This window comes from Azospirillum brasilense (assembly GCF_001315015.1).
Lineage (GTDB): Bacteria > Pseudomonadota > Alphaproteobacteria > Azospirillales > Azospirillaceae > Azospirillum > Azospirillum brasilense.
The window spans coordinates 677,283-697,029 of sequence record NZ_CP012915.1 but is presented as its reverse complement, the minus strand read 5'-3'; the positions used below and the strand labels follow the sequence as shown (position 1 = coordinate 697,029).

Annotated in this window: 19 protein-coding genes; 9 read left to right on the top strand and 10 right to left on the bottom strand. The window is 69.0% G+C overall.

Annotation, left to right across the window (positions count from 1 at the left end; translation table 11 throughout):
* Window positions 1-69 precede the first annotated feature (69 nt).
* From AMK58_RS16950 to AMK58_RS16940, 3 genes are all read left to right on the top strand, one after another.
* A complete protein-coding gene (locus tag AMK58_RS16950) occupies window positions 70-546 on the top strand; it encodes an SRPBCC family protein (protein ID WP_035675997.1) in 477 nt (158 codons plus the stop codon).
* 141 nt (window positions 547-687) lie between these two features.
* Window positions 688-2,052: a methylenetetrahydrofolate--tRNA-(uracil(54)-C(5))-methyltransferase (FADH(2)-oxidizing) TrmFO gene (gene trmFO, locus AMK58_RS16945; RefSeq protein ID WP_035676000.1), complete on the top strand. Its 1,365-nt coding sequence runs from the start codon at window positions 688-690 to the stop codon at window positions 2,050-2,052.
* Window positions 2,053-2,204: 152 nt separating this feature from the next.
* Window positions 2,205-4,250 (top strand): methyl-accepting chemotaxis protein, encoded by a 2,046-nt coding sequence (locus AMK58_RS16940; protein WP_079285458.1) that lies wholly within the window; start codon window positions 2,205-2,207, stop codon window positions 4,248-4,250.
* A 10-nt stretch (window positions 4,251-4,260) separates the two neighbouring features.
* On the opposite strand, the gene AMK58_RS16935 is transcribed toward AMK58_RS16940, so the two are convergent.
* A complete protein-coding gene (locus AMK58_RS16935) occupies window positions 4,261-5,115 on the bottom strand; it encodes a phytoene/squalene synthase family protein (protein ID WP_059399214.1) in 855 nt (284 codons plus the stop codon).
* Between the two features lie 120 nt (window positions 5,116-5,235).
* Here AMK58_RS16935 and AMK58_RS16930 point away from each other — a divergent pair, with 120 nt between their 5' ends.
* The 4 genes from AMK58_RS16930 to AMK58_RS16915 all read left to right on the top strand — a co-directional run bounded on the left by AMK58_RS16930 (window position 5,236) and on the right by AMK58_RS16915 (window position 9,078).
* A complete protein-coding gene (locus AMK58_RS16930) occupies window positions 5,236-6,108 on the top strand; it encodes a squalene/phytoene synthase family protein (protein WP_014197277.1) in 873 nt (290 codons plus the stop codon).
* 39 nt (window positions 6,109-6,147) lie between these two features.
* Window positions 6,148-7,083 carry a presqualene diphosphate synthase HpnD gene (gene hpnD, locus AMK58_RS16925; protein WP_059399213.1) on the top strand — a complete coding sequence of 312 codons (936 nt, stop codon included), beginning with the start codon at window positions 6,148-6,150 and terminating at the stop codon, window positions 7,081-7,083.
* A 9-nt stretch (window positions 7,084-7,092) separates the two neighbouring features.
* Complete coding sequence (gene hpnE, locus AMK58_RS16920; protein ID WP_035676259.1) at window positions 7,093-8,403, top strand: hydroxysqualene dehydroxylase HpnE; 1,311 nt, start codon at window positions 7,093-7,095, stop codon at window positions 8,401-8,403.
* 69 nt (window positions 8,404-8,472) lie between these two features.
* Window positions 8,473-9,078 (top strand): superoxide dismutase, encoded by a 606-nt coding sequence (locus tag AMK58_RS16915; protein WP_035676248.1) that lies wholly within the window; start codon window positions 8,473-8,475, stop codon window positions 9,076-9,078.
* Window positions 9,079-9,163: 85 nt separating this feature from the next.
* Here AMK58_RS16915 and AMK58_RS16910 read toward each other — a convergent pair whose 3' ends face one another.
* From AMK58_RS16910 to AMK58_RS16890, 5 genes are all read right to left on the bottom strand, one after another.
* A complete protein-coding gene (locus tag AMK58_RS16910; RefSeq protein WP_035676250.1) occupies window positions 9,164-9,541 on the bottom strand; it encodes an Mth938-like domain-containing protein in 378 nt (125 codons plus the stop codon).
* Between the two features lie 42 nt (window positions 9,542-9,583).
* Window positions 9,584-10,537 carry a protein translocase subunit SecF gene (secF, locus tag AMK58_RS16905; RefSeq protein ID WP_059399212.1) on the bottom strand — a complete coding sequence of 318 codons (954 nt, stop codon included), beginning with the start codon at window positions 10,535-10,537 and terminating at the stop codon, window positions 9,584-9,586.
* Window positions 10,538-10,549: 12 nt separating this feature from the next.
* A complete protein-coding gene (secD, locus tag AMK58_RS16900; RefSeq protein ID WP_035676252.1) occupies window positions 10,550-12,148 on the bottom strand; it encodes a protein translocase subunit SecD in 1,599 nt (532 codons plus the stop codon).
* Window positions 12,149-12,184: 36 nt separating this feature from the next.
* On the bottom strand, window positions 12,185-12,556 hold the full coding sequence (gene yajC, locus AMK58_RS16895) for a preprotein translocase subunit YajC (protein WP_035676253.1): 372 nt from the start codon (window positions 12,554-12,556) through the stop codon (window positions 12,185-12,187).
* Window positions 12,557-12,667: 111 nt separating this feature from the next.
* The gene (locus AMK58_RS16890) at window positions 12,668-13,408 is read right to left on the bottom strand and encodes a hypothetical protein (protein WP_035676254.1); all 741 of its coding nucleotides are present in this window, start codon (window positions 13,406-13,408) and stop codon (window positions 12,668-12,670) included.
* Between the two features lie 138 nt (window positions 13,409-13,546).
* Between AMK58_RS16890 and AMK58_RS16885 the strand changes: the two genes are divergently transcribed.
* Window positions 13,547-14,404: an ATP-binding protein gene (locus AMK58_RS16885; protein WP_035676257.1), complete on the top strand. Its 858-nt coding sequence runs from the start codon at window positions 13,547-13,549 to the stop codon at window positions 14,402-14,404.
* On the opposite strand, the gene AMK58_RS16880 is transcribed toward AMK58_RS16885, so the two are convergent.
* Genes AMK58_RS16880 through serS form a run of 4 tightly spaced genes read right to left on the bottom strand, consistent with a single transcriptional unit; the run spans window position 14,361 to window position 18,394 of the window.
* Window positions 14,361-15,626 carry a LysM peptidoglycan-binding domain-containing M23 family metallopeptidase gene (locus AMK58_RS16880; protein WP_236778280.1) on the bottom strand — a complete coding sequence of 422 codons (1,266 nt, stop codon included), beginning with the start codon at window positions 15,624-15,626 and terminating at the stop codon, window positions 14,361-14,363. The genes AMK58_RS16885 and AMK58_RS16880 overlap by 44 nt on opposite strands.
* A gap of 38 nt (window positions 15,627-15,664) precedes the next feature.
* A complete protein-coding gene (locus tag AMK58_RS16875) occupies window positions 15,665-16,318 on the bottom strand; it encodes a protein-L-isoaspartate(D-aspartate) O-methyltransferase (RefSeq protein ID WP_035676268.1) in 654 nt (217 codons plus the stop codon).
* 28 nt (window positions 16,319-16,346) lie between these two features.
* Window positions 16,347-17,129: a 5'/3'-nucleotidase SurE gene (gene surE, locus AMK58_RS16870; protein WP_035676270.1), complete on the bottom strand. Its 783-nt coding sequence runs from the start codon at window positions 17,127-17,129 to the stop codon at window positions 16,347-16,349.
* Window positions 17,129-18,394, bottom strand: coding sequence for a serine--tRNA ligase (gene serS, locus AMK58_RS16865; RefSeq protein WP_035676272.1), 1,266 nt, complete (start codon window positions 18,392-18,394; stop codon window positions 17,129-17,131). The genes surE and serS overlap by 1 nt, the downstream gene beginning before the upstream one ends.
* Before the next feature lie 185 nt (window positions 18,395-18,579).
* On the opposite strand from serS, the gene AMK58_RS16860 reads away from it, so the two are divergent.
* Window positions 18,580-19,743 (top strand): GGDEF domain-containing protein, encoded by a 1,164-nt coding sequence (locus tag AMK58_RS16860; protein ID WP_051140397.1) that lies wholly within the window; start codon window positions 18,580-18,582, stop codon window positions 19,741-19,743.
* Window positions 19,744-19,747 lie beyond the last annotated feature (4 nt).

Genomic DNA, 19,747 nt, shown 5'->3' with positions numbered 1-19,747 from the left:
TACTCGGCTAGGATTTCAATGCGCGCCCAACGATGCGCGCCGGAACAGCCGAACAACGGAGGGAACCCCATGCGCACCCTGTTCGCGGTCGCGGCCACCCTGATAACGCTGGCAAGCCCGGCCCTGGCCGTGGAGGTCACGGAATCGACCACCTTGCCCTACCCGGTCGAGAAGGTCTGGCAGCAGATCGGCCCCTTCTGCAACCTCGGCACATGGCATCCCGCCGTGGAAAGCTGCACCCTGCGCCGCAAGGACGGCGCGCAGGAGCGCGTGCTGGCCCTCAAGGGTGGCGGCGCGATCGAGGAGCGGCTGCTCTCCTCCTCCGCCAGCAGCCACCGCATCCGCTATTCGATCCTGACCAGCCCTCTGCCGGTCAAGGACTACGCGGCCTCCCTGTCGGCCGAACCGGCGGGCAAGGGCACGCGCGTCGTGTGGAAGGCGCGCTACACCTCCAACGGCGCCAGCGACGAGGAATCGCGCAAGGTGATCTCCGGCATCTTCACCGCGGGCTTCGACGGGCTGAAGCAGAAGCTCGCCGCCCAGTAAGTCACCGCACGTCGGACGAGCGACCAGGATCGCCGGAACCGGCGGACGATCCTGGCCGCGATTCCGCACCGTGGTCCGGTTGGTCTTGCCGTGGCGACAATGACGGTCTACTTGTTCGGCAACTTTGTGAAAGTTGCTGATATGGTCGATACGTCCCTTTCCCCCGTTCACGTCATCGGCGGCGGTCTCGCCGGGTCCGAAGCCGCTTGGCAGCTCGCCCAGCGCGGCGTTCCCGTCGTGCTGCACGAGATGCGGCCCGTCCGCCCGACCGAGGCGCACAGCACCGACCAGCTCGCCGAACTGGTCTGCTCCAACTCCTTCCGGTCCGACGACGCGGAGTACAACGCCGTCGGGCTGCTGCACGAGGAGATGCGGCGCTGCGGTTCGCTGATCCTGCGTTGCGCCGACGCGCACAAGGTGCCGGCGGGCGGCGCGCTGGCGATGGACCGCGACGGCTTCGCTGGCGCGGTGACCGAGGCGATCACCGGACACCCGCTCATCACCGTGGAACGCGGCGAGGTCGCCGGCCTGCCCCCGGAGGCGTGGGACAGCGTTGTCATCGCCACCGGCCCCCTCACTTCTCCGCCACTGGCCGAGGCAATCCGTAGCTTTACCGGCGAGGAATCGCTGGCCTTCTTCGACGCCATCGCTCCCATCGTCTATCTGGAGAGCGTGGACCTGTCCAAGGCGTGGTTCCAGTCGCGCTACGACAAGCCCGGCCCCGGCGGCACCGGCAAGGACTACATCAACTGCGCCTTTGAAAAGGACGAGTACCGTGCCTTCATCGACGCGCTGCTGACCGCCGAAAAGGTGGACTTCAAGGAGTGGGAGAAGAGCACGCCCTACTTCGAAGGCTGCCTGCCCATCGAGGTGATGGCGGAGCGCGGGGTGGACACGCTGCGCTACGGCCCGATGAAGCCGGTCGGCCTGACCAACCCGCACAAGCCGGAACGCCGCCCCTACGCGGTGGTCCAGCTTCGTCAGGACAACGCGCTCGGCACGCTCTACAACCTCGTCGGCTTCCAGACCAAGCTGCGCCACGCCGAGCAGGCGCGGATCTTCCGCATGATCCCCGGCCTGGAGAAGGCGGAGTTCGCGCGGCTGGGCGGCCTGCACCGCAACACCTTCCTGAACAGCCCGCGCCTGCTGGACGGTGCGCTGCGGCTGAAGGCGCAGCCGCGCATCCGCTTCGCCGGGCAGGTGACGGGCTGCGAGGGCTATGTGGAAAGCGCCGCCGTCGGCCTGCTCGCCGGGCGCTTCGCCGCCGCCGAGCGTCTGGGCGGCGAACCGTCCGCCCCGCCGGTCACCACCGCGCTGGGGGCGATCCTCGGCCACATCACCGGCGGCGCCAACGCAGACACCTACCAGCCGATGAACGTCAATTTCGGCCTGTTCCCGCCGGTGGACGAGCGCATCCGCGGGCGCGACCGCAAGCTCGCCTACACCCGCCGCGCGCTGGAGGATCTGGAGGGGTGGCTAAAGGCCGCACCCGCTGTCGCGGTCTGAGGCCCGGCAATTCCGGGAAAATTATCACGGAACTATAATAAAGGTCATAAGTGACGCTTAACCAATCCCATGGGACACTTTCTTTCGAATGAGCGAGAAAGTCTTCCGGCGGGATGGTTATGATTAAAACAAAATCATTGGTTGCCAAACAGGTGATCGTCATCGTGACGGTGACGATCTTTTCCCTGGCGGTGGGAATTGCGGCCCTGACGACCAAGAGCGGGTCGGACATCGAAACCCTGGCCTTCCAGAGCGGGGAGCAGCTTGGCCACCGCTACGGCGAAATGGTCCACGCCCGGCTCGGCACCGCGATGGAGGCCGGCCGCTTCATCGCGACCTCCCTGGTCGGCCTGAAGGCCGCGGGCCGCGCCGACCGGGAGCAGCTCTCCACTTGGCTCAAGAGCATCGCCGAGGCCAACCCGGATTTCCTCGGCGTGTGGGTGGGGATGGAGCCGAACGCCCTGGACGGCCGCGACGCGGAGTTCGCCAACAAGCTGGGTTCCGACGCCTCCGGCCGGTTCCTCCCTTATTGGAACCGCGGGTCGGGGACGGTCGCGCTGGAGTCCCTCGTCGGCTATGACGATCCAGGTTCCGACGGCGCCTATTATCAGATCCCGAAGCGCACCGGGCACGCCATGGTGGTGGAGCCCTACAACTACACGGTCGCCGGCCGGAAGGTTCTGATGGTGTCCATGTCCGTCCCGATCGTCGAAAACGGCCGGGTCATCGGCGTGGCCGGCATCGATCTGTCCACCGACGGCATCTGGTCCATGCTGAAGACGGTGAAGCCCTTCGACAGCGGGTCCATCCACCTGGTTTCCAACGACGGCGTCTGGGCCGGCCATCCGGATGCCGAGCGGATGGGGCAATCGATCGGCGCATCGGACCCGGCGCTTGACGCCGCCAAACCGGCCATCCGCGCGGGCCGGAGCTTCGAGCAGATGGCGGTTGCCGATGGACAGCCCGTGAAGCAGCTGTTCCTACCGGTGAAGGTCGCGGGAACGGACACGCCCTGGTCCCTGCTGGTCAATCTGCCGCTCGACAAGATCAACGCCCCCGTCCGGGAGCTGCGCAACGCCACCATCATCGGCGGGCTGGTCCTGCTGGCCGCCCTGGTGTCAGCACTTCTGTTCGCCAGCCGCAGCATCGTCGGCCTGCCGTTGCGTCGGACCATCGCAACGCTGGACGCCGTGGTCGCCGGGGAGCGCGGCGTGGTCATCGCCGACACCGGCCGCGCCGACGAAATCGGCGCCATCAACAAGGCCCTGAAGCTCTTCCAGGACAACAACACCCGCATGGCGGAGCTGGAGGAAGAACGCCACCGCGAGGAGCAGCGCGCCGCCGAACGCCGCAAACGCGACCTCGCCGACGTCGCCAGCCGCTTCGAGGCGTCGGTGGGCGGTGTCGTGCGCAACGTATCGGAACAGGCGGGGGAGATGCGCAGCACCGCGCAGAGCCTGTCGGCCATCGCCGCCCAGACCGACCGTCAGGCCGCCGCCGTGTCCACCGCCGCCGAGGAGGCCAGCCAGAACGTCCAGACGGTGGCCGCCGCCGCGGAGGAGCTGAGCTGCTCCATCCGCGAGATCAACGAGCGGATCGGCCATTCCTCGCAGATGGCCGCGGAGGCGGTGGCCGAGGTGGAGCGCACCAACACCACGCTGGAAGGGCTGTCCGCCGCCGCGCAGAAGATCGGCGACGTGGTGAACCTGATCCAAGGCATCGCCGGGCAGACCAACCTGCTGGCGCTCAACGCCACGATCGAGGCCGCCCGCGCCGGGGAGGCCGGCAAGGGCTTCGCCGTGGTCGCCAGCGAGGTGAAGAATCTCGCCAACCAGACGGCCAAGGCGACCGAAGACATCTCGCGGCAGATCGCCGACATGCAGACGGTCAGCGGCACGGTGGTCAGCGTCATTGGGACGGTGGGGCGGAGCATCATCGCCATCAACGAGACGATCACCGCCATCGCCGCCGCGGCGGAACAGCAGGGCGCCGCCACCCAGGAGATCAGCCGAAACGTCCAGCAGGCGTCGATGGGCACCGCCGCCGTGTCGGTGAACATCGGCGGCGTGACCCAGGCGGCGGGCTCCACAGGCTCGATGGCCGATCAGGCACTCAACGCCGCCGGCGATCTGTCCCGTGAGGCCGACCAGCTCCGCCAGGAGGTGGAGCGGTTCGTGGCGATGATCCGCGCCGCCTGAGCGACAGGGGTCAGAACCTGCCGCGCAGCGCCGCCCAGGCCAGCTTGGCGTGGCGCAGCGGGTGGGACATCAGCACGCGCGCGGCGAAGGGGTCATTGTCCTCCCGCGCCAGCGCGTCCAGATGCAGCCCGGCCAGCACCGCCGGCAGCAGCGCCGCCAGGGCGGCGCGCGGCACGGAGCGGCGCATCGCGCGGGCCTTCGCCAGATGGTCGCGGGCGGCCTGCGCCACCTCGCGCACCACGGGGCGCAGTTCGGGTGTGGAGCGCAGCTCGAACAGGTCCCCTTGCTTGGCACCATGAGCCGCCATGCGGTCGCTGGGGAGAAGCTGGCGGTGCTGACGGGCGTGGAAGGGCACGGCCCGGGCGATGCCGGCCAGAGCGTAGCCGATCCCGGCCTGGCGCCCGGCCTCCATCGCCTCGGCCCCCTTCGCGCCGAGGATTTCCAGCGCGAGCTGGACGAGCGGCGCGCCGGTGACCTCCGCGTAGTTGACGAGGCAGGACAGGTTGGCCGGCGGGGTGTCGTCCAGATCGGCCTCCCGCGCGTCGATCAGCCGGTCGAAAAGGGGGCGGCTCAACCCGCCCTCCCGCACGGCGGCGGCCAGCGGTTCCATCACCGCGTGCTTGGGCACCGCGCCGCCCTCGTAGATCTTGTCCAGCCCATCGCGCCAGAATTGCAGCCGCATCTGGCCCAGCACCGGCTCGGTCACCACCTCGCGGGTCTTGGCGATCTCCAGATTGAAGGCGTAGAGGGCGAACAGCGATTCGCGGCGCTCCGCCGGGGCGAAAAGGCACGTCAGGAAACGGTCGTTGTCATATTTCCTCACCTCCCGTCCGCAATAGGACAGGTCGGGGGTCGCCTTCGCCATGTGATGCCTGTTCTGGAAAAATGGGGGTGGCACAGTTTGGAAGCGGGGCAAAACCCGCAAGCGCCTTATATTAGGCAGACAGGCTCTCCACACCAGCCCCGACGCGCAGCAGGCGGAACAATGGCCGATTTCAACGTCGCCCCCACCAAGCCCCGCAAACCCAGCCCGGTCGCCCGCAAGGACGCGGACTCGGAGAATTTTCCGGTCGCCTCGCGCCTGCTCCCGAAGCATCTCCGGCCGCATGTCATGGCCTTCTACCGGTTCGTCCGGCTGGGCGACGACATCGCCGACGATCCCGATCTCGAGCCGGAGACCAAGCTCGCCTATTTGGAGGCGCTGGAACGCTCACTGACCACCGGACAGGCCAAGCACGCCTATCTGAAGCCGGCGCTGGACCTGCGCGCCAGCCTGCAGGCGACCGGGGTCAGCGACCGCCACCCCCGGCAGGTGCTGCGCGCCTTCCGGCGCGACGCGGTCGGCGCGCGCTGCCACAGCTGGAGCGACCTGCTGCTCTACTGCCGCTTCTCCGCCAACCCGGTCGGGCGCTACCTGCTGGACCTGCATGGCGAGGGCGTGGCCGCCGGACCGGCGTCGGACGCGCTGTGCACCGCCCTGCAGGTGCTGAACCACCTTCAGGACTGCCGGGAGGATTGGAGCCAGCTCGGGCGCTGCTACATCCCGCTGGTCTGGTTCGACGATTCGGCGATCAGCGTCGAGCGGCTGGTCGAGACGGAGAGCGACGCCAAGCTGCGCGCCATCTTCGACCGCACGCTGGAACACACCGACCGGCTGCTGGAGCGCGCCGCCCCCCTGCCCGGCCTGATCCAGCACCGCGGCCTTCGGATGGAGGCGTCGGTGATCCTCAGCCTCGCCGAATCGCTGGCGCAGCGGCTGCGCAGCCGCGACCCGCTGAAGAAGCGGGTGGTGCTCGGCACGCATCACAAGCTGTTCGCCACCGCACGCGGGCTGGCGCGCGCCATCGGGAGCAAATAGACTCCGCCCCCATCGACCGCCACCACGCAGGACCGACGTATGCCGCAGCCATCGCTGGATTCGACGCAGAGCGACACCGCCGGCAGCCCGGCTGCCGCGGCGGCGGCGGTGACCGGACGGTCGGGCAGCACCTTCTACTGGCCGATGCTGCTTCTCCCCCGCTCGAAGCGGGCGGCGATGTTCGCCATCTACGCCTTCTGCCGGCGAATCGACGACATCGCCGACGAGCCTGGAGAGCCCGCGGAGAAGCGCGCGGCGCTCGACGCTTGGAGGACCGAAATTCGCGGGCTCTACGCCGGCGGCGCACCGTCCAGCTCGCTGGGGGCCGCGCTGAAGGGCGCCATCGAGCGTTACGGCCTGCCGCGGGGCGAGCTGGAAGCGCTGATCGACGGCATGGCGATGGACATCCCGGCGGACGGCGGCACTGACGGCAACGGCAGCGGCGGCATGACCGGCCCGGCGTTGCCGACTCTCCGACTCTATTGCCGACGCGTCGCCGGCGCGGTTGGCATGCTGGCGATTCGCGTCTTCGACCGGGCCGACGCCTCCACCGAGGCCTTCGCCCTGGCGCTGGGCGAAGCGTTGCAGCTCACCAACATCCTGCGCGACCTGACGGAGGACGCCGAAATCGGCCGCCTCTACCTGCCGCGCGAACTGCTCGACGACGCCGGCATCGGCAGTTCCGACCCCGCCACCGTGCTCACCCACCCCAACCTGCCGCAGACCTGCGAGGCGCTGGCCGTGCTGGCCGAGGAACGCTTCGCCGAGGCGCGACGGGCGCTGGCCGAGGGGCAGGCCGCCGGGCGGCGTGGCTCGCTGTGGGCGGCGGTCGCCATGATGGTGCTTTACCACCGGCTGCTGGTGCGCCTGCGCGCGCGGGGCTGGCGCGATCTCGACCGGCGGGTGCGGGTCGGCAAGCGCGAATGCGCGCTGGTGGCCGTGCGCTGCGCGCTCGGCTATCCGCCCGCCGCCTGACGGGCCGGCTTGGGCACCGTCCACATCGTCGGCGCCGGCCTCGCCGGCCTGTCCGCCGCCGTCCGCCTGACCGAGGCCGGGCGGCGGGTCATCTTGCATGAGAGCGCGCCACAGGCCGGGGGGCGTTGCCGCTCCTTTTACGACGCCACGCTGGACCGTGTGGTGGACAACGGCAGCCATCTGGCGCTCAGCGGCAACCGCTCCCTGCTCGGCTACCTGGAGCGGGTCGGCGCCGGCGGCGCTCTGACCGAGCTGCGCCCTGCTGCCTTTCCCTTCCTCGACCTTGGCAACGGTGAGCGCTGGTGCCTGCGGCCCGGCGGGCTGTGGCTGTTCGACAAGGCCCGCCGCGTGCCGGGAAGCCGCCCGGCCGACTACCTCGCCGCCTTGCGGACGCTGACCGCCCGCCCCGAGGCGGCGGTCGCCGACGCCCTGCCCCCCAACGGAGCGCTGTACGAACGCCTGTGGCGGCCGCTGGCCGTGTCGGTGATGAACGGGGCGCCGGAGCGGGTGTCCGCCCGCCTGTTCGGGGCCGTGCTGCGGGAAACGCTGCTGCGCGGCGAGGCCGCCTGCCGCCCCCTGTTCGCCGAGAAGGGCCTGTCCGCCGCCCTGGTCGAACCCGCGGTGGCGTGGCTGGAACGGCACGGCGCCGAGCTGCGCACCGGAGTGCGGGTGAACGGGCTGGAACGCGCGGGTGATCGTGTGGCGGCCCTGTCGGTGGATGGCGAGCGCATCGCGCTTGGCAACGACGACGCGGTGGTTCTGGCGGTGCCGGCCTGGATCGCCGGGCGCCTGCTTCCCAGGACCCTGCCCGTTCCCGCCGCCGGCCGGGCCATCGTCAACGCCCACTTCCGCCTGCCCGCCGCGACGGCGCTGCCGGGCGGCCTCCCCTTCCTCGGGCTGGTGGGTGGAACGGCGGACTGGCTGTTCCTGCGCGGCGACGTGCTGTCGGTGACGGTCAGCGACGCCGACGCGCTCGCCGCCCTGCCCACCGACACCGTCGCCGCTACGCTGTGGCGCGACGTGGCGAAGGCGTTGGGCACGCCCGGCGCGGCCCTGCCGCCGTACCGAATCATCAAGGAGCGCCGGGCGACTCCGGACCAGTCCCCTGTCCATGCGGCGAATCGCCCCGGTGCCCGAACCGCTTTGGAAAACCTCGTTCTGGCCGGCGATTGGACGAAGATGGGGCTTCCGGCAACACTCGAAGGTGCGGTGCGCTCCGGCGAGTTCGCCGCGCGGGCGGTCCTGACCGCTGGGATTACCACCTTTTCGCGCCTCGGCCTTTTTCCAGCCTTCACTTTGCCGCGCCGCGGGCCTATTTGAGCGGACGGAGGTGCCGCGCCGCCAAGGCGCGGGCCGAGATGGGACAATCCAAGAAGAGAGGGTAACTCAATGGCGTTCGAACTGCCGCCGCTCCCGTATGGCTATGATGCTCTGCAGCCGTTCATGTCGTCGGAGACGCTGCACCTGCACCACGACAAGCACCACCAGACCTACGTCACCAACCTCAACAACCTGACGAAGGACAGCCCGCTGGCCGACGCCAGCCTGGAAGACGTCATCAAGCAGAGCTACGGCGACGCCTCCAAGCAGGGCCTGTTCAACAACGCCGGTCAGGTGTGGAACCACACCTTCTACTGGCAGAGCATGAAGAAGAACGGTGGCGGCGCCATCCCGGGCGAGCTTGAGAAGCGCCTGATCGCCGACTTCGGCAGCGTCGACAAGTTCAAGGAAGAGTTCTCGAACGCCGCCATCACCCAGTTCGGCTCGGGCTGGGCGTGGCTGTACCTCGACGGCGGCAAGCTGAAGGTCACCAAGACCTCCAACGCCGATACCCCGCTGGCCCAGGGCCACTTCCCGCTGCTGACCGCCGACGTGTGGGAACACGCCTACTACGTCGACTACCAGAACCGCCGCGCGGACTTCGTGAAGGCGTTCCTGGAGAGCCTGGTGAACTGGGAATTCGTGGCCGAGCGCCTGTCGAAGGCCCCGGCCTGATCCTTTACCGGATCGCCAGAACGGAAAAGGCCCCCAATTGGGGGCCTTTTTTGTTGGTCTTTTCCGGTCAGGCTTCCGACCCGGCTCACACCGGCAGCAGCGCCGCCCCCACCCGCCGGCCTTCGGCCAGCAGGACGTTGTAAGTGCGGCAGGCCGCCCCGGTGTCCATCACCTCGACCACCAGACCGGCGTCGCGCAGGCTCTGGCGCAGGGCCTTGGGCAGAAGCTGCATCCGGGCGCCGGAGCCGAGCAGGAGAAACTCCACCCGCGGCTCCGCACCGATGACCGGGGCGAAGTCCTCCGCCGTGAGGGCGGCGAAGTCCTGGGGGCGCCAGGGCTCCGTGCGGTCGGGAAGGACCACGACCGCCCCGGTGCGCCATTGCCCGGACACGCAGAACTGCCCGTCCCCGTAGCCGTCGATGACCTGCCGGTCCGACGGGATGATCGGCGTGATGTCCGCCATCTCTGATCCGCTTCCTGTTTTCGCCGGTCTGTGCTTGGCCGATCAGGGCGTCGGGTTGGCGGCCGGGGCCGCGTTCTCCGCCGGCGCGTTGCGGCGCAGCCGGTTCTCGCCCAGGAACAGCAAGATGGGGGCGGCGATGAAGATGGACGAGGAGGTCGCCAGGAAAATGCCGAAGATCAGCACGATGCCGAAATCCTGCAACGCCTCGCCGCCGAAGAAGGCCAGCGGCAGGATCGACAGCAGCGTCGACATGGAGGTGCCCAGCGTGCGGTTCAGCGTCTCGTTGATCGAACGGTCGATCAACTCGCGCAGCGGCATCTTCTTGTAGATGCGCAGATTCTCGCGCATGCGGTCATAGACCACGACCTTGTCGTTGGTCGAATAGCCCATGATCGTCAGGATCGCCGCGATGGCCGTCAGGTTGAACTGCATCCCGGTGATCGCGTAGAAGCCGACCACCTTCGTCACGTCCAGCAGCAGCGTCACGATGGCGCCGAAACCGAACTGCCATTCGAAGCGGAACCAGATGTAGACGAGCATCGCCAGCAGCGCGAGGCCGAGCGCCAGCATGCCGTTGAAGAACAGCTCGCCGCTGACCGACGCGCCAACCGCCTCGACGCGGCGCACGGTGGTGCCGGGAAGCTCCTGGGCGAGCGTGGCCCTCACCTTGTCGGCGGCCACCTGCTGGGCGGCGTCATCCCCCGGCTGGCGTTCCAGACGGATCAGCACGTCCTGGGGCGAGCCGAACTCCTGCAACGCCACCTGCCCGAGATTGAGCTGACCGAGCGTGTGGCGCAGCGAGGCAAAGTCGGCGGCCTGCGGCGTGCGCGCTTCGATGACGATGCCGCCGCGGAAGTCGATGCCGTAATTAAGGCCGGGATAGAAGAACAGCACCACCGACGCGATCGACAGGAACGCCGACACGATCAGGCCGGCGTGTCGCCCGCGCATGAACTGGATGTTGGTGTTGTCAGGGACCAGACGAAGCCGGAACATGGGAATGACCTCTTACACCGGCAGGACGGCCGGCCGCGTCTTGCGCAGCCAACTGACCATCATGAGACGCACGAGCACGGTGGCCGTGAACAGCGAAATCAGGATGCCGAAGGTGATGGTGACGGCGAAGCCCTTGATCGCGCCGGTGCCCAGCACGAACAGGATGGCCATCTTGATGGCGGTGGTCAGGTTGGCGTCCACGATGGTGGAATAGGCGCGGCTGAAGCCGGCCTCGACCGAGCCGAAGACGCCGCGGCCCTTCTTCGTTTCCTCGCGGATGCGCTCGTTGATCAGGATGTTGGCGTCGACCGCCAGACCGAGCGACAGCAGGACGCCGGCGATGCCCGGCAGCGTCAGCGTCGCCTGGAGCAGCGACAGCGCGGCCAGCGTCAGAACGGTGTTGACCAGCAGCGCGAAGCAGGCGAAAGCCCCGAACAGGCCGTAGGCGGCGATCATGTAGGCGCAGACCAGCACGAAGCCGATTCCCACCGACATCAGGCCGGCGCGGATCGAATCGGCGCCGAGGTCGGGGCCGACCGTGCGCTCCTCGATCACCTTCAGCGGGGCCGGCAGTGCGCCGGCGCGCAGCAGGACGGCGAGGTCGTTGGCGTCGGCGGCGGTGAAGCTGCCGCTGATCTGGCCGCGTCCGCCGGTGATCGGCTCGCGGATCACCGGGGCGCTGATGACCTTGTTGTCGAGCACGATGGCGAAGGGCCGGCCGACGTTGGCACGGGTCACGTCGGCGAAGCGGCGGGCGCCGATGCTGTCGAATTCGAAATTGACCACCCATTCGCCGGTCTGCGGGTTGCTGCCCGCGGTGGCGTTGGTCAGGTTGGCGCCGTCCACCTCGACCTTCTTGCGGATGACGTAGGCGCTCTGCGCCCGCCCGCCTTCCGCCGAGGGAAGGATGTCGGTGCCCGGAGGGGCGCGGCCGGCGCTCGGGTCGGCGTTCATGTCGACCAGACGGAAGGTCATCTTCGCGGTGGTGCCGAGAAGACGCTTCACGCGGTCGGGGTCCTCGACGCCGGGAAGCTGGACCAGGATGCGGTCGGCGCCCTGGCGGGCGATGGTCGGCTCGTTGACGCCGGTCTCATCGATGCGGCGCCGCACGATCTCGATGGACTGCTCGATGGCCTGGGTGGCGCGCTCGCGCAGGGCGATCTCGCTCAACCGGGCGGTGACGCTGCCGCCGCCGGAGGTGACCTCCAGATCCGGCTGGCCGCCGCCGAGCGGTCCGCCGCCGATGGTGTTGGCGAGCTGGCGCAGCGCCCGCACCGCCGTGTCGGCCTGCGCCGGGTCGCGGAGCTGCACGGTGATGCCGCGGTCGCCCGGGGTGATCGCCGTGTAACCGACATTGTCGTTGCGGAGCTGGGTGCGCGCCGAATCGACCAGGCCTTCGACGCGGTCACGGATGACCGCGCCCATGTCCACCTCGAGCAGCAGGTGCGACCCGCCGCGCAGGTCGAGGCCGAGGTTGACGCGGTTGTGCGCGTACCAGTTCGGCAGGGCCGACAACGTCTCGCGGCTGAAAAAATTCGGCAGCGTGAGGATGGTCCCGAGCACGCAGATCGCGACGATCAGAAAAATCTTCCAGCGCGGAAAATACAGCATTCGTAAACCAGTCCCGTTCGCTACCGGAGAACCGCGTTACTTGCGGTCCACGACCTTTTCTTCAGCCTTCTCGTCGGCGCTCTTGGCCGGCTCGGACTTCGACAGCACGAGGTTCACGGTGGAGCGCATGACGCGGACACGGACGTTCTCGGCGATCTCGACCTGAAGTTCGTCCTCCGGGCCCACCTTGGTGACGGTGCCGATGATGCCGCCGCCGGTCACCACGCGGTCGCCGCGACGGATGGACTCCAGCATGCCCTTGTGTTCCTTCATCTTCTTCTGCTGCGGACGGATCAGCAGGAAATAGAAGACGACGAAGATCAGGATCAGCGGCAGGAACTGCACGATCATGTCGGCCCCACCGGCGGCGGGCGCGGCGGTCTGTGCATAGGCCGTCGAAACGAACATCTGGAGGCTCCCTGTGGTTTGGTTCCGAAGGCGCAGCGGGCGCTCGCGGACGCGGCGACTATAACGGTCCGGGCCGTCGATGCAATGGAATAGGGGTACGCCCGCCGGGCTTCAAGGGCCGCGGCTGTCCATCACGGCAAAGAGAAGCAGGAAGCGGCGCACGCAGGGCGCCTCCACGGGCTCCACCCCGTGGAAGGAGCGGTCGGAGGGCGCGTAGGCCAGCAGATGGTTCGGCAGGAAGGGCGCGGTGCCGGCCAGCTCGAAATCCGCGCGCGGGAACCGCTCGGTCGACCGTCCGGCGTTGGCGGAGAAGGACGGGTCGCGCGGCCGGTACAGCGCCGTCCCGAGATCGGGGCGGCGGCCGTCCGCCGGCATGTAGAGCAACATGGATAGGAAGGTGCCGAACACGTCGGTGTGGGGCAGCATGGCGTGGCCCGCATGGTCCTCGACCAGCCGTGCGTAGACCATGGCCGGCCGGGCCGCGGCGGGCGTCTCCAGCTTGGCGGCGAGCGAGGGAAAGCGCGGCGCCAGCCGCTTCAGCGTCTCCGGCCCGAACAGGCAATCGCGGACCTCCCGCCAGGCCGCACCGGCCTCCGGCTCCATCTCCCTCAGGGCGCGGTCGGTCAGCACCATCTGATGGCGCTGGGGCAGCGTGTCCATCTGCAGGAGGGCCAGCGCCTCGAACTTTGGCCATTGGGCGACGGCGCGGGCGTAGAGGTCCGCCGGCAGGGCGTCCGGCACCACCAGATGCGGGAAGGGGTCCTCGCGAAGGGGCGTTTCCTCCAGCCGCCGCAGGACATGGTCGGCGCTCCCGGCCGGATTGGGGAGATCGGCGGAACGTTCTGCGTGCATGGCCGCCCCTCGGTTCGCGTTGCACGCACCTTAGCGGCGCGCACCCCTCCCCCGCAAGCGCGGTGCCTTGTCCGGCGGCGCGCCGGCGGGTTAGGGTCGGCGCAACGAAACCGGAAGAAACGCCTGCGAAGGAACACGATGTCGGACGCCCAACTGCTGCCCCTCCTCACCCGCATCGCCGAGGCCCTGGAACGGCTTGCCCCGCCGCCGCCCGGCCGGCTCGACCTCGGTGCCGCCGACGCCTTCGTCTGGCACGCCGATCCCGACCGGCTGGAGCCGGTGCCCTCCGTCAACCGGGTGGAAATTGGCCTGTTGCGCGGCGTGGAGCGGCAGCGCGACATCCTGCTGGACAACACCACCCGCTTCGCCACGGGCCTGCCGGCCAACAACGCCCTGCTCTGGGGCTCGCGCGGCATGGGCAAGAGCTCGCTGGTCAAATCGGTGCACGCCGCGGTGGCCCAGGACCATCCCGGCACGCTGGCGCTGGTGGAGATCCACCGCGAGGACATCCCCACCCTGCCCCGCCTGCTCGCCCGGCTGAAGGACGAGCCGCGCCGCTTCATCCTGTTCTGCGACGACCTGTCCTTCGACCATGACGACGCCCACTACAAGTCGCTGAAGGCGGTTCTGGAAGGCGGGATCGAGGGGCGTCCGGAGAATGTGGTGTTCTACGCCACCTCCAACCGCCGCCACCTGATGCCGCGCGACATGATCGAGAACGAGCGGTCCACCGCCATCAACCCGGCGGAGGCGGTCGAGGAGAAGGTGTCGCTGTCCGACCGCTTCGGCCTGTGGTTGGGCTTCCACAACTGCGACCAGCCGACCTACTTCGCGATGATCGAGGGCTACGCCGCCCGCTTCGGGCTGGACATCCCGGCGGAGCAGCTGCGGGCCGAGGCCGTGGAGTGGTCGGTGACCCGCGGCAGCCGCTCCGGCCGGGTGGCCTGGCAGTTCATCCAGGACCTGGCTGGCCGTCTGGAGAAGCCCCTTCGGTGACCCGCGGCTCCATGCGGTCGCGCGGGTCGACCGCCTGGCTGCCCTTGCGCAGTTCGAAATGAAGCTGCGGGCTCGTCACCGATCCGGTCTGACCGACCGTTCCGATGGCCTGCCCGCGCTTCACCGCCACGCCCCGCTCCACGTCGATGCGGTCGAGATGGGCGTAGGCGGTGATGAAGCCGTCCGAATGCTTCACCAGCAGCAGGTTGCCGAAGCCGCGCAGTTCGTTGCCGGCGTAGGCAACCACGCCGTTGTCGGCGGCGACCACCGTCGTTCCCTTGCTGGCGGCGATGTTCAGGCCGTCGTTATGCAGACCGTCCGGCTTCGGCCCGAAGGTCGAGATCACCTTCCCCTTCACCGGCCAGAGCAGCCGCCCGGTGGCGCGCTGCGGCGTCGGCTGCTCCACCGCCTTCGGCGGCGGGGGCGGGGCGGCGGCGACCTCCTGGGCCGGCGGCGGGGTCGGGGCTGGAGGGGCCTCGACGACACGCGGCGCGGGCGCCGGTTCGGGAACGACGGGCTTCTGGCCGGGGGGGCGCAGCGATGTCGGGGCCTGCCCCGGCTGGTAGACGGGCGCTCCGGTCGTCCCCTCCGGCGCGGCGGCCGGCTTGGCGCCGGGCACCGGCGCGAGGACGGTCGTGGTCTGCGACGGGCTGTCCACAGGAGCTGAGGTTGAAGCACCCGGCGGCGGCAGCTCCGCCGCCTGGATGGAGCCGCGCGACACCTGCTTGACTGGCGCCGCCGCGACCATCCCGCCGACCGCGGCACCCGCGCTGGAGGACGGCGCCTGGGCCACCGCCGTGCCGCCCGGCGCATCACCGCCCGGCAGGCGCAACGGTTGCCCGGCCTGCACCGCGTAGGGCGCGGTCAGGCCGTTGAGCCGGGTCAGTTCGCTCATGTCCGCGCTGAACATGCGGGAGATGCCGTAGAGCGTGTCGCCGCGCTGCACGATGTACTGGCGCGATACCGGCAGGACGAGACGCTGCCCGACCTGGAGCTGGTAGGGCGGCGACAGGTGGTTGACCTCCAGAAGGTCGCGCAGCGGCACATTGTAGCGCCGCGACAGCGAATAGGCGGAGTCCCCACGCTGTACGATGACGGCGCCTCCGATTGAATCCGGGGTGTTGGACACCGAGGTGACCGGCGCCAGATCGCCGGTGCGCTGCTGGCAGGCGGCGAGCAGGGGGATCAACGCCAGCGCCGCGAGGAGGGCGCGCCCAGACACGCTGGATGTGACGCCAAGTGACACGCCGAACGGGCCGGCTACTCCGTTCCTGGCGGGGACGGAGGGTCGGACAGCAACGGTACGAAGCGGACGGGCCACAAGTCCTCCCGTGTAAGACCGGTTTCGGTCCGCCGGATGCGGACGACCCGCTGGCCGCGGTAGTCGTCCCCCAGCGGGATGACCATGACACCACCAACGGCGAGCTGATCCGTCAAGTCCTTTGGCGCATCGGGGCCTCCGGCGGCCGTGACCAGTATGCGCTCGAACGGCGCCTGTTCGGGCCAGCCCTTCGTCCCGTCGCCGTGGCGGGTCGTAATGTTGTTCAGGCGCAGCGCCTGGAATCGCGCCTCCGCCTCGGTCAGCAGCGGGCGCAGCCGCTCGACGGTGTAGACCCGCCGGCACAGCCGCGACAAAACAGCCGCCTGATAGCCGGAGCCGGTGCCGATCTCCAGCACCGTCTGCCGCTCCCCCAGCTCCAACGCCTGGGTCATCAGCGCCACGATCAGCGGCTGGCTGATGGTCTGGCCCAGATCGATGGGAAGCGCCGTGTCCTCCCACGCCTGATCCTGGAAGGGTTCGGGGACGAAGCGCTCGCGCGGGATTCGCTCGATCGCGGCCAAAACCCGGGTGTCGGTCACGCCGTTGCGGCGCAACGCCATCAGAAGCCGGATCTTGCGTGCCTCGACCGTCACATCCTACCCATTCACCTCGGAAACCAAATTACTCGAACGCGTGCCGCAGGGTCTGGAGCGTCGGCGTGTGCGTCAGATCCAGATAGACCGGCGTCACCGAAATGCCGCCATGGAAGACCACGTGGATGTCGGTGTCGGGCGCCACATCGGCCTCGCCGCGCAGCGTCCCGATCCAGATATAGGGCTTGCCGCGCGGATCGACACGTTCCACCAGCTCGTCGCCGATCTTGCGCTTGCCGTGGCGGACGACCTGGATGCCGGTGACCCGGTCCGCCGGACAGGCCGGGAAGTTCACGTTGAGCAGAACGTATTTCGGCCAGGGCGTGGAAACGGCCTTGCGGATCACCTCCGCCCCCCAGCGCTCTGCCGCCGACCAGTCGATCTGGGCGCGGTTTTCATAATGCTGGCTGAGCGCGATGGCCGGAACGCCCAGCAGGGTCGCCTCCATGGCGGCCGCGATGGTGCCCGAATAGGTCACGTCCTCGCCGATGTTGGAGCCCTGGTTGACGCCGGACAAGACCAGCGTCGGACGGGCGTCCTTCATGATGCGGTTGACGGCCAGCAGGACGCAGTCGGTCGGCGTGCCGTCCACCGTGAAGCGCCGCTCGTCCAGCTGGCGCAGCCGCAGCGGCCGGTTGATGGTCAGCGAGTGGCTGGCCGCCGACTGCTCCATCTCCGGCGCCACCACCCACACGTCGTCGGAGATGGAGCGGGCGATGGCCTCCAGAACCTTCAGGCCCGGCGCGTGGATGCCGTCGTCGTTGGTGACGAGGATGCGCGCGTTCGACAGGTCGAGCGGAAGATCGAACATCAGGCGGTGATCCTTTCCAGCCCGCGCATGTAAGGCCGGAGCGCTTCGGGAACCAGGATGGAGCCGTCGGGTTGCTGGTAGTTCTCCAGCACCGCGATCAGGCAGCGCCCGACCGCCACGCCCGAGCCGTTCAGCGTGTGGACGAACTGCGTCTGCTTCTCACCCTTCGGACGGCAGCGGGCCTTCATGCGGCGGGCCTGGAAGTCACCGCAGTTCGAGCAGCTCGAAATCTCGCGGTACATGTTCTGGCCGGGCAGCCAGACCTCGATGTCGAAGGTCTTGCGCGCGGAGAAGCCCATGTCGCCGGTGCACAGCGTCACGACGCGGTAGGGCAGCCCCAGCCGCTGCAGGATGGTCTCGGCGCATTGGGTCATGCGCTGGTGCTCCGCCTCCGACTGGTCCGGCGCGGTGACGCTGACCATCTCCACCTTCCAGAACTGGTGCTGGCGGATCATGCCGCGCGTGTCGCGCCCGGCCGATCCGGCCTCGGCGCGGAAGCAGGGGGTCAGCGCGGTGTAGCGGTGGGGCAGTTCTTCCGTCGCCACGATCTGGTCGTTGACGAGGTTGGTCAGCGGCACTTCGGAGGTCGGGATCAGATAGTGATCGCCCGTGCGGAACAGGTCCTCCTCGAACTTCGGAAGCTGGCCGGTGCCGAACAGGGCGTTGTCGCGCACCATCAGCGGCGGTGCGATCTCGGTGTAGCCGTGCTCGCCGGTGTGGATGTCCAGCATGAAGTCGGCGAGCGCGCGCTCCAGCCGGGCCAGCCCGCCCTTCAGGACGGTGAAGCGGGCGCCCGACATGCGCGACGCCGCCTCGAAATCCATCAGGCCCAGCGCTTCGCCCAGCTCGAAATGCTGCTTGGCGCCGGCGATGGCCTTCGGCTCGCCCCAGCGGCGGATTTCGACGTTGGCGCTCTCGTCCGGGCCTTCCGGCACGTCGTCAGCGGGCAGATTCGGGATGGAGGCGAGCAGGCCGTCCAGCTCGGCGCCCAGCGCCTTCTCCTCCTCCTCGACCTGGGGCAGCCGCTCCTTGAGCTGCGCCATCTCGTCCATCAGCGGTTGGGCATCACGGCCCTCCCGCTTGGCGAGCCCGATCTCCTTGGCCGCCTCGTTGCGGCGCGCCTGCATCTCCTGCAGTTGGGTCTGCGCGGCGCGGCGGCGCGAATCGAGGTCCAGCACCGTCGGCGACATAGCCTCAAGGCCCCGGCGGGCGAGGCCGCGGTCGAAGGATTCGGGGTTCTCACGGATGGCGCGAAGGTCGTGCATGGCTCACGGCGATACGGAATGGGTGGGAGGCTGGTTATAGTCCGCCGCCGGGTGAAGGTCCAGAGGCGGAGCCGCGCCGATGGGAAAGACCCTGAAATGATTGGCGTCCTATACTTATCGGTAGCGCCGGGAACGCGAATGCGTGCAGAACCCCGAAATCGACCGCTGCCCTCCCCACTCCGGACATGATTCTCGACACCCGCACCCTCATCATCGTCCTGGTCGGCATCGGCGTTCTGCTGTCCATCGCCGCCTTCCTGACCTGGAGGGCGCACCGCCACATCACCGCGCTGGCCTACTGGGCCGGGGGAGCGCTGGTCGGAGCCGGTGGATTGGCGCTCGTCATGCTGTACGGGGTCTGGCCACCCGCCCTCGTCATCCCTCTCAGCAACGCCCTGGTGGCCGCCTCCTATCTGCTGAACTGGTTCGGCGTGCGCAGCTTCGCCGGACAGCGCATCCCTTGGCGGAGGGGATTGGCGCTGCTCACCGCGCTGACCGCTGGCAATCTGTGGTTCGTGGTGATGGCGAATGACGTGACGGCACGCATCCTGATCGGGTCCGCGGGCATTACCGGCCTATCGCTGCTGGCGGCCATCAGTCTGTGGCGGATGGGGCCGGAGGATAAGCCGGGGCGGGCGCAGCGGGTCACCGCTCTGGTCTTCCTGTTTCACGCCCTGTTCGTTGCCGGACGCGCCGCCCTGACGGCCGGTAGCGGGCCTGTGGACGGCATTCTGACGCCGAATCTGGTGCAGAGCGCCGGGTTCCTGGAAGCCATTATGGCTGTCACCGGATGGGGTTTCGGCTTCCTCGCCATGACCAGCGAGCGGCTCCAGGCCGATCTGGACCGCATCGGCACCATCGACCCGCTGACCGGCGCCTACAACCGCCGGGCTTTCATGAAGCACGCCGATAAGGAGTTGGCGCGGGCGCAACGCAACGGGGCGCCGCTCACCCTTTTGCTGCTCGACCTCGACCGTTTCAAGCGGGTCAACGACACCTTCGGCCATCTGGCCGGCGACGCGCTCCTCCGGCTTTTCTCCGAGACTGTCACGGCAAGGCTGCGCCGCACCGATCTGTTCGGACGCTATGGCGGTGAGGAGTTCTGCCTATTGCTTCCCGACACCGACCGTAGCGGGGCAGCGGTTCTGGCGGAAGCGTTGCGCCGCGACGTGGCGGCCCGGCCGCTGCCCTTCCAGGGCCACGAGATCGCCGCCAGCGTCAGCATCGGCATCGCCGCCTGCCGCAGCGGCGAGGATCTCGACGCGGCGCTGGCCGCCGCCGACCTGGCCCTCTACCGGGCCAAGCGGAACGGCCGCAATCAGGTGATGCTCGACGAAGCGACGGCGTAAGGCG